Source organism: Streptomyces sp. NPDC085932 (genome assembly GCF_044540525.1).
Lineage (GTDB): Bacteria > Actinomycetota > Actinomycetes > Streptomycetales > Streptomycetaceae > Streptomyces > Streptomyces levis.
The window spans coordinates 378,676-391,438 of record NZ_JBITSJ010000001.1 but is presented as its reverse complement, the minus strand read 5'-3'; the positions used below and the strand labels follow the sequence as shown (position 1 = coordinate 391,438).

The window sequence follows — 12,763 nt, the reverse complement described above, 5'->3', positions numbered from 1 at the left end:
GCTAGGAGACCGATGTCTTTCCGCACGAACCCGTCCGTCGACTACGTCGAGGACGTCTCCCCGGGCAGCGGGGCCCTGCCGCCCCGCGCCTGGTACGCGTCCTCGGACGCGCGGTCCCTGTCGCTGAACGGCAGCTGGCGTTTCCGGCTGTCGGCCACGGCCGGCGCCGAGGACGACTCGTTCGCCGAGGAGGGCTACGACGCCGGGGCCTGGGCCGAGGTCACGGTCCCCGGGCACTGGGTCCTCCAGGGCGACGGGGCGTTCGGGTCCCCGATCTACACCAACCACCTCTACCCCTTCCCGGTCGACCCGCCGCACGTGCCGACGGAGAACCCGACCGGTGACCACCTGCGCGCCTTCGACCTGCCGTCCGACTGGCCCTCGGACGGCGGGGCGGTGCTGCGCTTCGACGGCGTCGAGTCCTGCGCCCGCGTCTGGCTGAACGGCACCGAGCTCGGCGAGTTCAAGGGCTCCCGGCTGCCGCACGAGTTCGCGGTGGGGCACCTGCTGAAATCCGGGGGCAACGTGCTCGCCGTCCGGGTCCACCAGTGGTCGGCCGGGTCGTACCTGGAGGACCAGGACCAGTGGTGGCTGCCGGGCATCTTCCGTGACGTGACGCTGCTGCACCGCCCGGAGGGCTGTGCCGGCGACTACTTCGTGCACGCCTCCTACGACCACACCACCGGGGAGGGCACCCTGCGCGTCGACTCCGAGGTCGAGGGCCGGGTGACCGTCCCGGCCCTGGACATCGATGTCGCCACCGGCGAGCCGGTGACCGTCGCCGTCGAGCCGTGGACCGCCGAGACGCCGAAGCTGTACGACGGTGTGCTGGCCACCGGGGGCGAACGGGTGCCGCTGCGCATCGGCTTCCGCACGGTCGCCCTGGAGGACGGCCTGATCAAGGTCAACGGCACGGCGGTCCTCTTCAAGGGCGTCAACCGGCACGAGTGGCACCCGCGCACGGGCCGCGCGCTCGACCTGGAGACCATGCGCGAGGACGTGCTGCTGATGAAGCGGCACAACCTCAACGCCGTGCGCACCTCGCACTACCCGCCGCACCCGGCCTTCCTGGACCTGTGCGACGAGTACGGGCTGTGGGTCATCGACGAGTGCGACCTGGAGACCCACGGCTTCACCGAGCAGGACTGGCGGGACAACCCGGTCGACGACGACCGCTGGACCCCGGCCCTGCTGGACCGGGCCGCGCGGATGGTGGAGCGGGACAAGAACCACCCGTCGGTCGTGTTCTGGTCGCTGGGCAACGAGGCCGGCACCGGCCGGGGGCTCACCGCCATGGCCGAGTGGATCCGCGCCCGCGACCCCGAGCGGCTGGTGCACTACGAGGGCGACTGGAACTGCCGCGACACCGACGTGTACTCGCGGATGTACGCCTTCCACGACGAGGTCGACCGGATCGGGCAGCGGCTCGACGGCGGCACCCGCAAACGCCGCGAACTGCCGTTCATCCAGTGCGAGTACGGGCACGCCATGGGCAACGGCCCGGGCGGGATCGCCGACTACCAGGAACTGTTCGAGCGGCACGAGCGGCTCCAGGGCGGGTTCGTCTGGGAGTGGATCGACCACGGCGTCGAGCACCCCGGGCTGGGCTACGCCTACGGCGGCGACTTCGGTGAGGAGCTGCACGACGGCAACTTCGTCTGCGACGGGCTGGTCTTCCCGGACCGGACGCCGTCGCCGGGCCTGATCGAGTACAAGAAGGTGATCGAGCCCGTCCACATCGAGGGCGACGGCGCCGACGGCCTCGTCCGCATCACCAACAAGCACGACTTCGCCGACCTGTCCGCGCTGGCCTTCGAGTGGTCCTGCCAGGTGGACGGGGAGACCGTCGAGTCGGGCTCCCTCGGGGTGCCGGCCCTCGCGCCGGGCGAGAGCGCCGAGGTCAAGCTGCCCGAGCCGCCCGCGGACGGCCGGGGCGGCGAACGGCAGTGGACGGTACGGGCGCTGCTCGCGCGGGACACCGCCTGGGCGGCGAAGGACCATGTCGTGGCCTGGGGGCAGTTCGCCGTCGGGACGCGGCCGCTTCCGACCTTCCCCGCGACCGACAGGCCCGTGCCCGACGGGGACCGGATCACGCTCGGCCCGGCCGCCTTCGACGCCCGGACCGGGGCGCTGCTCTCGATCGGCGCGGTGCCGGTCGCGGCGACGCCGCGCCTGGACGTGTGGCGGGCGCCGACCGACAACGACGACGGCGCCGAGTGGCAGTCCGACACCCGCTACGGCCTGCTGTGGCGGGCACTCGGCCTGCACCGGATGCGCCACCGCCTGGTGTCGGTCGAGGCGGGCGACGACGCGCTGACGGTCCGCACCCGGGTGGCGCCGGCCGCCCGGGAGGTGGGTTTGGACACGGTGTACCGCTGGACGTCCGACGGCGAGCGGCTGCGGCTGTCCGTGGCCGTGACGCCCCAGGGCGACTGGACGGTGCCGCTGCCCCGGCTCGGGGTGCGTCTCGGGCTGCCGGAGGCCGGCACGGTGGAGTGGTTCGGCGGCGGTCCCGGCGAGGCGTACCCGGACACCCGCGCGGCGTCCATGGTGGGCCGCTGGCGGTCGACGGTGGACGGGCTGCAGACGCCGTATGTCCGCCCTCAGGAGAACGGCGCCCGTGCCGACGTGCGCTGGGTGGAGCTGGGCGGGCTGCGGATCGAGGGCGACCCGGAGTTCTGGTTCACGGCGCGGCGCTGGACGAGCGAGCAGCTGGACGCGGCCCGGCACCGTACCGACCTCGTGCCCGGGGACACGGTGTGGGTCAATCTCGACCACGGGCAGCACGGCATCGGTTCGCAGTCGTGCGGTCCGGGCCCGCTGCCGCGCTACCACCTGAAGGCCGAGCCGGCGCAGTTCTCGTTCGTGTTCTCGGCCACGGAGCGATGAGTTGACCGGTCGGCCGACCGATTGACGGTCAGCGGCCGACCGGGCGGCCCGAGGCGCGGATCGGGGTGAACAGGGCCGCCCCGGCGAGCAGGACGCAGGTCGCCCCGGCGGCCAGGGCGACAGGCGTCGTGCCCTGTTCCTCGGCGGCCCAGGTCAGCACCGCCGCCCCGATCGGCGCCGCCGCGTACTGCAGGGTCCAGAAGGCGGAGGTGACGCGGCCCAGGAGGTGCTCGGGGGTGACCTCCTGGCGCAGCGACATCGAGCAGGTGCCCGCGATGCCGGCGCAGGCCAGGAAGGCGGCGCTCAGGGCGGCCACGACCGGCACGTCGCGGGCCCAGCCGAGACCGGCGAAGGCCAGGCCGCACACGGCGACGGCGCCGGTCCAGGTCGCCCCGAAGCCGAGGCGGCGGCGGATCCGGGCGACCAGCAGGGCGCCGGTGACGGTGCCGAGCGCGCCGGCCGCCATGACCGTGCCGACCGTGCCGTCGTCGTGGCCGAGGTCGTGTTTCAGGTGGTGGATGACCAGGTCGTTCAGGCCCAGGGTGAGGAAGCTGAAGACGAAGAGGAGAGCGGTCAGGGAGCGCAGCACCGGGTGACCGCGCAGGAAGGCCACGCCCGCGCCCAGGTCCCGCCACAGGCCCGTGCGCGCACCGGCCCGCTCGTCCGCCGTGCGAGGCCCGAGCCGGACGAGGAGCAGGCACAGCGCCGACACCCCGAAGCTGGCCGCGTTCACGCCCACCGCCGCGGCCGGGCCCGACCAGGCGGCCACCAGCCCGGCGCACAGCGGCCCGAGGACACCGGCGGTGGCGGCCGTCGCGTTCAGCCGCCCGTTGGCCTCCGTCAGCCGCGCGGTGCCGACCAGTGCGCGCACGACCGTGACGTAGCCGACCGCGAACAGCATGCCGACGGCCTCGCACAGCGGCAGCACGGCGTACAGCAGCCAGATCTGCGGGCCGAACAGCCACACCAGCGGGATCACGCCGTACAGGCCCATGCGGACCAGGTCGCAGGCGATGAGCAGCCGGCGCCGGTCCACCCGGTCCACCACCGCCCCCGCGAACACGGCCGCCACGACCGACGCCGCCCCGCCCACCGCCGTCAGCAAGCCCATGCGAGCGACCGAGCCCGTGGCCTCCAGGACCAGCAGGGGCAGGGCGATCAGCGCGAAGGAGTCGCCGAGCACGGAGAGGGTCTGGGCGGTCCAGAAGACCCCGAAGTCCCGCTGCCGCCACAGCGGCCGGGCAGCGGGCAGGACCTCGCTGTCGGCACCGGCCGGGGCCCCTCCCGGCTCGTCCTCGCGCCGGTCCGCCTCGTGTGCCATGCCGTCTCCCCCGTGTGCGGTGTTCGCCGAACTCCTCGATGGTGCCTGCTTCCATCAGGTCCGGGACGGTGGTTCTCGGGGCCGTGAGTGATCTCCGGGCGGTGAGGAACCGCCCCGCCGGCGGACCCGTGCCCTGAGCCGTCTCAGTGGTCCGCGCAGCACGGGGTCGGGTCCGGCACCTCGAAGGGGACGAGGGCGCCGCCCACGGCGGGCATGGCGGTCAGCACGAGCGCGCCGTCCTGCCACTGCGGGCGCACGTGGTCCCGGGTCGCCAGCGGTGTGCCGGGCGCGGGCCGCTCCGGGGTGCCGAGGACGGTCACCCGGTCGATCGCGGACCGGGACAGCAACTCGGCGACCGTCATCGTGCCGGTGAGCGACGCGGCGCCCGGGTAGAGCACCGCGCGGCCCACTCGGTCCGGCACGCCGGACGCGACCGTGTGCCCCAGGCCCGTGAGCCGCTCCACGGCGGTGCGCTGGAGCGGCTCCGACGGCAGGGCGAAGGACAGCACGACCCGGGGACGCTCGCCGCGCACCAGGTGGGTGCAGCCGAACACGTCCTCGGGCAGGGCGAGTTCGGCCGCCAGGGTGTGCAGCAGGTGGTCGGCCGCGCGCAGCTGCCCGATGCCCGGGTCGACGGTGAGGGCGTGCGGCGTCACGCGGGCAGGACCCACACCGGGTTGGTGTAGAACCACAGGTCGCGCCACGGGTCGGCGTCGCCGACCACGTCGAGCGCGGGGCCCGCCGGGTCGACGGCCGCGCCCAGCGCGCCGACGGCGGACCGGTTGCCGTCGGTGCCGCGCAGCCGGAGGTACACGGGCTTGTCCACCCGGCCGAGGTCGAAGGTGAGGCGGACGGGACCGGTGGCCTTGCTGACGTCGTACGCCTTGACGACCTTCGCGGTCGGGGCCGTGAAGGTGTCCCGGTCGGCGACCGGGCCGGTCACCGCGCCCCGGATGACGTCGACGCGGGCCAGTTCGGGGACGAAACCGGCCCAGTTGGGGCCGCCGGCCGGGGTCACGTCGACGGTGAGCGTGACCCGGGTGCCCTTCCTGACGTGCAGCGCGCCGCCGAGGGTGGCCCAGCGGCCGCCGCCCGTGACGCGCACGTCCACGGCGTCGACGAGCTGCCCGTGGTCGACCCAGACGCGGCCGGCGCGGATGCCGTCCATCACGGCGGCGTAGGAGAAGCCGTCGGCGCCGACGTGGGTGCGGCTGTACTGGCCGGGCCAGTAGTCGCCCTGGGTGACGTCGATCTTCCCGCCGTAGACGGGGTCGGGGTAGCGGCCGTCGGCGTTGAAGTCGCCGCCGGGGCCGCGCACGGCGGTGTCGGCGTAGACCTGGTGGGAGTCGGAGTTGGCGGTGATCCACCAGGGCTTGCCCTCGGCGAGGAGGCTGTCCCACAGGCCGCCGACGGTGGCGGTCATCCAGTCGAAGCCGCCCCAGGTGCGGTAGCTCTCCGGCGGGTAGCCGGGGAAGGAGTTGGCGGAGGGGCTGTTGTCGTAGATGCCGCGGGCGCGGGCCATGCCGAGCGGAGCGGGCAGGCCGGCGGCCTGGTGGCCGGGGGCTCCCTCGAAGCCGACGGCGATCTGCCGGCCGGAGCCGGTGGCGTCGCGCCAGGCCCGGATCTCGTGGGGGGAGTCGACGCCGCGCCGAGCCGGGTGGTTGGCGAGCATCAGGGCGTCCTCGACCTTGCGGCGCCTGACCTGGTCGGCGAGGAAGCTCAGACCCGCGACGGCGAGCGCCTCGTTGGCCGGCGTGGAGTCGGAGGCGTTCCTGACGCTGCCGTCGTAGTCCGTCTCGAACTGCTTGAGGACGGCGACCTCGTTCTTGCCCGGGTGCACGAAGACGGTGCCGTGCTCGGCGGCCGGGATGTTCCACTCCAGGCCCTGGAAGACGAGCGTGTCCTCGTAGGCGGCGCGGGCGGCCCTGATGTCCGGGTTGACCTTCTCCACGCCGATCCTCGCGTGGGTGGCGCTGCCGTGGTCGGTGATGACGAGCCAGTCCATGCCGTGCTTGGCGCCCTGGCGGACCTGGTCGACCACGCGGTACTTGCCGTCGCTGCTGTACTGGGTGTGGATGTGGTGGTCGCCGGCGAGCCACAGGAAGCCGTTGCGGCGGCGGCCCGCGGACGCGGCGGCGGGCGTGGCCTGGGCGAGGACGCTGCCGGCGGCGAGGCCCGCGCCGAGCAGGCCGGCCCGGCGCAGCAGCGAGCGGCGCGAGGCCTGTTCGGGGGTGAGGGCCTCGTCGGGGACGGAGGTGTCGAAGGCGGCGGGCAGGGCCGGTGCGGCCTCGTGCGCGTGGTCGTGCTCGTGGTGGTGATGGCCGTGTGCGTGCCCGTGTCCCATTGAAGTGCCTCCTGTGTGCCGCCGGTGCGGCGGCTGCCTTCCGCGGCGCGTGGCCACGCCGCGTGTGGAGGATCGAGGCGAAAGGTGAACGTTGAACGACCAGGGGATGAGCGGCGGGCGGCCCCGGCACGGCGGATCTCCCCGTCTCTCACTGTTTCCTCAACTCGCCTTGTTCGCCACACTGGTTGGCGCTCAACCTGAGCATCGTTCAGGTTCCGTCGCGCCTCCCCGACCGGAGACACCCCCACCATGAGACGACTCCTCGGCATCCTCGCCGCCGCCGCCGTGGCCCTCAGCGGGCTCACCGCCGGAACCGCCACCCCCGCGGCCGCGGCCCCGCTCACCGGCTCCTTCGACGTCCTGACCTACAACATCGCCGGCCTGCCCCTCGGCCTCGGCGACAGCGACCCCGAGACCAACACCCCGCTGATCGGGCAGCGGCTCGGGGCGTACGACATCGTCAACGTGCAGGAGGACTTCAACTACCACGCCTCGCTGTACGCCAACGACCGGCACCCGTACCGCACCGCGACCAGCGGCGGTGCGGCCTTCGGCGACGGCCTCAACACCCTGTCGGACTTCCCCTTCGAGGACTTCCAGCGGGTGAAGTGGAACCAGTGCACCGGCACCAACTGCCTCACCCCCAAGGGCTTCAGCCTGGCGCGGGTCCGGCTGGCGGAGGGCGTCTACGTCGACCTGTACAACGTCCACACCAACGCCGACTCGACGGACGACGCGCTGGCCGCGCGCCGGGCCAACATCGAGCAGCTCTCCGACTTCATCCAGGCGAACTCGTCCGGCAACGCGGTGATCGTCATGGGCGACACCAACACCCGGTACACCCGCGCCGGCGACAACATCCGCACCCTCGTGACGGAGAACGGCCTGACGGACGCCTGGGTCGAGCACGCGCGGGGCGGCGTCCCGCCGGCCCAGGGCGACGACGCGCTGGTCTGCGACGCGGCAGCGCCCTCGAACGACTGCGAGGTCGTGGACAAGGTGCTCTACCGGGGCGGCGCGCTCGTGGACCTCACCGCCACCGGGTACGCCAACGACTGGCGGTCCTTCCTGCGCTCCGACGGCAAGCACCTCTCCGACCACTTCCCGCACACGGTCGGCTTCTCCTACACCCTGGACCCCGCACTGCGCGCGAGCGACTTCTTCGGCGGCCCGCACGGCACGGCGTTCAACGACGCGGACGACCTGCCCGCGACCCCCGCTCCCCGCACCCTCACCCTGCGCGGTGACGCCCGCCTGGACGCGCTGTCCCTCACCCACGACGACGGTACGGTCCTCTCCCACGGCGGCACGGGCGGCACGGCCCGCTCCCTGACCCTGGCCGCCGGGGAGCACCTGACCTCCGTGCGGCTGACCCAGGGGCAGAAGGACGGCCGGACCAGGATCTTCTCGGCGTCCTTCACCACCGACCGGGGCCGCACCCTGTCCGCCGGCACGGCCACGTCCGACGCGCGGACCTTCACCGCCCCCTCCGGCCACCGCATCGTGGGCTTCACGGGCCGCGCGGCCTCCGAGATCGACAAGCTGGGGGTGATCCACGCGCCGGTGCGCTGAGCGGCCGGGAGCCTCCCGGGCGGCCGGCGCCCCGGCCCGGAGTGCGGCGCGAGCTACGATCGCACGGCCCCAGCCGACACGGCACCGTCCGACAGGGAGGCCCGAGTCCCATGCCCAGAGCCGGCCTCACTCCGGACCGCCTCGTCACGGCGGCGGCCGACCTCGCCGACGAGGCGGGCCTGGACCAGGTCACCCTGTCCGCCCTGGCCCGCCGTTTCGGGGTGAAGGACGCGAGCCTGTACTCGCACGTCAGGAGTCTGCGGGATCTGCGGACCCGGATGGCCCTGCTCGCGGGCGGCGAGATGATCGACCGGATCGCGGCGGCGGTCGCCGGACGCACCGGCCGGGACGCGCTCGCCGCCTTCGCCGGCGCCTACCGGGCCTACGCCCTGGAGCACCCCGGCCGCTACGCGGCGACGCAGCTCCCCCTGGACGAGGCCCTGGTCACCGACTCCCCCGCCCTGCGTCGCACCGCCGAGGTCACCTACGGCATGCTCCGCGCCTACGGTCTGGAGGAACCCGACCTCACCGACGCGGTACGCCTGCTGCGCAGCGCGTTCCACGGCTACTGCGCCCTGGAGTCCACCGGTGCCTTCGGCGCGCCCCGCGACGTCCAGGCCTCCTGGGACAAGGCGATCGACGCCCTGCACATACTGCTGCTCAACTGGCCCCGTGAGCAGGGACGCCCCGACGCCTGAACCGGGGCGCCCGTCAGCCCGGCGGCGGAAGAAGCCCCGCCACGTCGCCGTACGACGGCGTCACTCCTTCCGGCGACCGGCCGGCCCGGATGTCGGCCGCCGCCTGCAGGGCCGCGCCCAGCGCCCTGCGGTACAGCAGTGAGCCCAGGCTGATACGGCGGGCGCCGGCGTCGGCGAGCTCCCGGACGGACGGCCCGGCGGGTGAGTAGAGGACGTTGAGGGGGACGTCCAGGCGACGTACCAGGGCGGCGATCCGGCGGGGGTCGAGGAGTCCCGGCACGAACACGCCGTCCGCGCCGGCCCGCTGATAGGCGTCGAGGCGGGCGAGCGTGTCCGCGGTGTCGCCGTCGCCCAGCCAGTGGGTGTCGGTGCGGGCGTTCACGAAGAGCCCGGGGACGGCCCGCTTCACGGCGGAGATCTTCGCGGCGAGGCGTCCGGCGGGGCCGAGGCCGTCCTCCAGGTTGATGCCGGCGACACCGACCGCGTACAGCTCACGCGCGAACTCCGCGACCTCGTCCGGGTCGTCGCCGAAGCCGGCCTCGGCGTCGACGGACAGCAGCAGCGGTGCCGAGCCGAGGACGAAGGCCAGCCGGAGCGTCTCCTCGCGGGTCGCGGCCGCCGCGTCGGGCAGGCCCGCGACGGCGGCGACGCCGAGGCTCGTCGTCGCCACCGCCCGGAAACCCTGCCCGGCGAGGGCCCGGGCGGAGGCGTAGTCCCACGCGTTGGGCAGCAGCAGCGGCTCCTCGGCGTGGTGGAGCGCGGCGAAGGCGGAGGCCGGCGGGGGGCGCCGGGGGCTTTCGGTCATGCCGCCACGCTAGGCCGGCATCGCTTCGGCGCCCGCCGAACGACGACGCCCGTCCGCACACACGGCCCTGCACGGACCGGAGCCCGCGCCGCCGGCGCCCGCACGGGGCGTCTCCCGCGCACGCGGGCTCACGCAGGTGCCGGCTCGTGCGACGCGGGCTCAGCGCGTGCCGGCCCCCGCGCACCGTGCCTCGCTCAACAGCCGCCCCCATGAGTACCGGTTCGCGTGCGGACGTCGGGTCAGGTCACGTGTACGCCTGTCTCCTCCAGCCGGACCCGCATCTCGGGTCCGGCGCTCCAGCGGACCGTCACCGCGCCGGTCCCGTCGGTGTCGACACGCACCGTCTGCGCCAGCGGCCGCGGGTCCGGCTCGGCGGTGAGGCGGGCCAGCGCGACGAACAGGGTGGCGTCCCCGGCGGTGCGGCCGCTGAGGTCGCCGTCGAGGCCGACGGCGGGCAGGAGTTCCGCGCGGACGCCCTCCGGGGCGCTCCACCCGGTCACGCGCACCACGGTCCCGGGCTCGGCGCCGCTGACCAGATGGGCGCGCACCTCCGTCGCCCCGCGGGCCAGCACCACGCTGGTGACCCGCGCTCCCCCGGCCGCCGTGTGCCGCGAGGCCGCCCAGCCCGGACCGGTGCCGAGCGGTTCGATCCCGGTGCGGCCCGGGTCGCCGCCCACGAACACGCTGTTGTCGTGCGACGCGGCGGGCGCGGTCACGGTCGAGTAGGCGAGGCGCGTGTAGTAGGGGTCGTAGCGCACGTCCTCGCTGCCGTGGTTGTGCAGGCGCACCAGGCCGTCCGAACGGGTCGACTGCAGCAGCCAGTTGGGCGGTCCGACGGGGGTGACGGCGTCCTCGCGCCCGGCCGGCCCGGGACGTTCCGGCGCCGTCCACACCTCGTGTTCCGGCGGCAGCAGCAGCCCGAGGAAGCCCTTGCTCGCCCAGTACGGGGAGGCCGGGCCCGAGTAGCCCTGGAGGACGGACGGGTCGGGGCCGTGCCAGCCGAGGGTCAGCAGGCCCCGGTCGTCGACCGCGCCCCGGTCCAGGAAGTACTTCAGCACGCCCGACGCCAGCCGCCGGGTCTCCCCCGGCTCCAGCGGCGTACGGCCGGTCAGCGCGCCCAGCCACAGCGGGGCGGCCGTCGCGAACCGGTATGTCAGGGAACGCCCCTGGTGCATCGGGGCACCGTCGCCCCCGAACAGGCGGGCGTAGTCGGCGAGATGCCGCTCCAGGCGGCCCCCGTACAGCTCCAGCAGGCGCTCGTCCCGCTCCAGCCAGGCGTGCAGCACCGGGTAGAGGTGCAGGGCCCAGCCGTTGTAGTAGTCGTACTTGCGGCCGTCGCCGTCGGTGTACCAGCCGTCGCCCCGGTACCACTGCTCGATGCGCTCCAGGCCGCGGTCGACCGCAGCGCGGGACGCCTCCGGCTCGTGGCCTGCCTCCGCGAGGAAACCGCCGACCGTGACGGGGAACAACTCCCAGTTGCAGGGCCAGGGTTCGGCCGTGAGCGCGTCGGTCAGCCACGCCGCCGTCCGCTGCCGCACGCCGTCGTCCAGGCGGTCCCACAGCAGGTCCCGCGTCAGGCGCAGCGCCAGGGCGATCGACGCGGCCTCCACCAGGGGCTGGCCGCGGTCCTCGATGCGCGGCCAGACGCCCGAGACCCCGGCGGCGAGGCCGGCGGCGTAGCGCTCCAGGGCCTTCTCGTCGCGGCGGAAGGCGGCCAGCAGCAGGGTGCGGGCGTAGCCTTCCAGGCCGTCGGAGAGGCGGCCGGACCAGCTGGTGCGGTCCCCAGGCAGGTGGTACAGCGCCCGGTCCTCGGACGCGTACGGTTCGACGGCGGCGAGCAGGGCGTCGGCGGCCGCCTCCCAGTGGGCGCGGGTGTAGCCGGTGTACGGGGACGCCGTGCGGTCGGCGGCGGGCAGCTGCATCGGTTCTCTCTCGTGCTGGGACCGGCCGGAACGGCCGGGCGCCGACCGTTCGGGCGCGGAACGGGCCGGACGGGGAACGGGCCGGACGGGGAACGGAACGGGCCGGGCCTGGAGCGCCCCGGTTCCGGTCGGGGCGCCCCAGGGGTTCATCCCACCCGCACCGTGCCCCGCGGCACCAGATGGCGGGTGACGAGTTCGTCGCGGACCAGGCGCGCGTAGAGGGTCGCCCCGCGCACGGAGGTGTGGGTGTTGTCCCGCGCCTCGGTGGTGAGGTAGAGCGCCTTGGACGCTTCCACGCCCAGCGACTCCACGAGCTCCTTGGTCTTCGCCGTGAGGTCGATCAGCGGGACGTCCCGCGCGGCGGCCACGGAGCGGACGACCGCCGGGTGGTCGACGCCGAGGCCGTTGACCAGGAGGGCGGTTCCGTTGTCGAGCGTGCCGTCGGCGTTGAACCAGCGGCGCACGATCGGCGTGACAAGGACCGGCTGTCCGTCCCGCTCCCGGACGCCCGCCACCAGGGTCTCCAGGTTGGCCCGGTAGGTGGCCTCGTCCGTGGTCTTGTCGTTGTGCGCGAGCTGGACGAGCACCGGATCACCGGGACGGATCAGGGGCCGTACGGTGGCCCACAGCTGCGGGTTCCCCAGATACGACACCGTACTCTCCCCGGAATCCGCGTAGTTGGCGACGGACACGCCCTTGCGGAGGTACTGGGGCAGCTGCTGTCCCCAGCCGGAGTACGGGTCGCCCGGCTGGTCGCAGACGGTGGAGTCGCCGATCAGGAAGATCTGGCGGGCGTGCCGGGCGGGGGTGACCCGGATCCCGGCGAGGGCGGGGGCGGATCCGCCGATCCGCAGGTCCAGGCCGGGCGTGCCGTCGGGGCCGGTGGGTTCGCCCTCGGGGGTGCGGACGTTCACGGTGAGGGCGCGGGTGACGCGCTCACCGGCCGGTACGGCCGTCTCGGGCAGCAGGGAGCGGCGGGTCTCGCCGCCGACACTCGTGCTCGACGCGGCCGCTCCGCCGAGTTCGATCCGTACGTCGTACGTGCCCGGCGGCACGTCGAAGTGGCAGACACCGGCGGCGCACTGCGCGTGGCCCGCGGGGGCCCCGGCCGCCCCGGCCGGGGCGGTCGGCAGCGCGGTGGCCAGGGCCGCCGCCGCCACGACGGTGATGCTGAGACGTCTCACTCGCGGCTCCTCCAGCGGACGACAGGAC

Annotated in this window: 9 protein-coding genes; 3 read left to right on the top strand and 6 right to left on the bottom strand. The window is 74.4% G+C overall.

From position 1 onward, the window contains the following. The first annotated feature begins 12 nt into the window (after positions 1-12). The gene (locus ACIGAQ_RS01620) at positions 13-2,889 is read left to right on the top strand and encodes a glycoside hydrolase family 2 TIM barrel-domain containing protein (RefSeq protein WP_399778328.1); all 2,877 of its coding nucleotides are present in this window, start codon (positions 13-15) and stop codon (positions 2,887-2,889) included. Between the two features lie 28 nt (positions 2,890-2,917). On the opposite strand, the gene ACIGAQ_RS01615 is transcribed toward ACIGAQ_RS01620, so the two are convergent. The 3 genes from ACIGAQ_RS01615 to ACIGAQ_RS01605 form a co-directional block, all read right to left on the bottom strand. Next, the gene (locus ACIGAQ_RS01615) at positions 2,918-4,210 is read right to left on the bottom strand and encodes an MFS transporter (RefSeq protein WP_399778326.1); all 1,293 of its coding nucleotides are present in this window, start codon (positions 4,208-4,210) and stop codon (positions 2,918-2,920) included. 143 nt (positions 4,211-4,353) lie between these two features. Continuing rightward, positions 4,354-4,866 carry a hypothetical protein gene (locus ACIGAQ_RS01610; protein WP_399778324.1) on the bottom strand — a complete coding sequence of 171 codons (513 nt, stop codon included), beginning with the start codon at positions 4,864-4,866 and terminating at the stop codon, positions 4,354-4,356. Continuing rightward, positions 4,863-6,554, bottom strand: a complete 1,692-nt coding sequence (locus ACIGAQ_RS01605) for a PHP domain-containing protein (protein ID WP_399778323.1) — start codon at positions 6,552-6,554, stop codon at positions 4,863-4,865. The genes ACIGAQ_RS01610 and ACIGAQ_RS01605 overlap by 4 nt, the downstream gene beginning before the upstream one ends. A 249-nt stretch (positions 6,555-6,803) precedes the next feature. On the opposite strand from ACIGAQ_RS01605, the gene ACIGAQ_RS01600 reads away from it, so the two are divergent. Then, positions 6,804-8,126, top strand: coding sequence for a jacalin-like lectin (locus ACIGAQ_RS01600; RefSeq protein ID WP_399778321.1), 1,323 nt, complete (start codon positions 6,804-6,806; stop codon positions 8,124-8,126). A 110-nt stretch (positions 8,127-8,236) separates the two neighbouring features. Beyond that, positions 8,237-8,824, top strand: coding sequence for a TetR/AcrR family transcriptional regulator (locus tag ACIGAQ_RS01595; RefSeq protein ID WP_399778319.1), 588 nt, complete (start codon positions 8,237-8,239; stop codon positions 8,822-8,824). A 13-nt stretch (positions 8,825-8,837) separates the two neighbouring features. On the opposite strand, the gene ACIGAQ_RS01590 is transcribed toward ACIGAQ_RS01595, so the two are convergent. The 3 genes from ACIGAQ_RS01590 to ACIGAQ_RS01580 form a co-directional block, all read right to left on the bottom strand. Then, positions 8,838-9,629: an isocitrate lyase/phosphoenolpyruvate mutase family protein gene (locus ACIGAQ_RS01590; protein WP_399778317.1), complete on the bottom strand. Its 792-nt coding sequence runs from the start codon at positions 9,627-9,629 to the stop codon at positions 8,838-8,840. Positions 9,630-9,868: 239 nt separating this feature from the next. Next, a complete protein-coding gene (locus ACIGAQ_RS01585) occupies positions 9,869-11,551 on the bottom strand; it encodes a DUF2264 domain-containing protein (RefSeq protein WP_399778315.1) in 1,683 nt (560 codons plus the stop codon). Positions 11,552-11,697: 146 nt separating this feature from the next. After that, positions 11,698-12,735, bottom strand: coding sequence for a rhamnogalacturonan acetylesterase (locus ACIGAQ_RS01580; protein ID WP_399778313.1), 1,038 nt, complete (start codon positions 12,733-12,735; stop codon positions 11,698-11,700). Positions 12,736-12,763 lie beyond the last annotated feature (28 nt).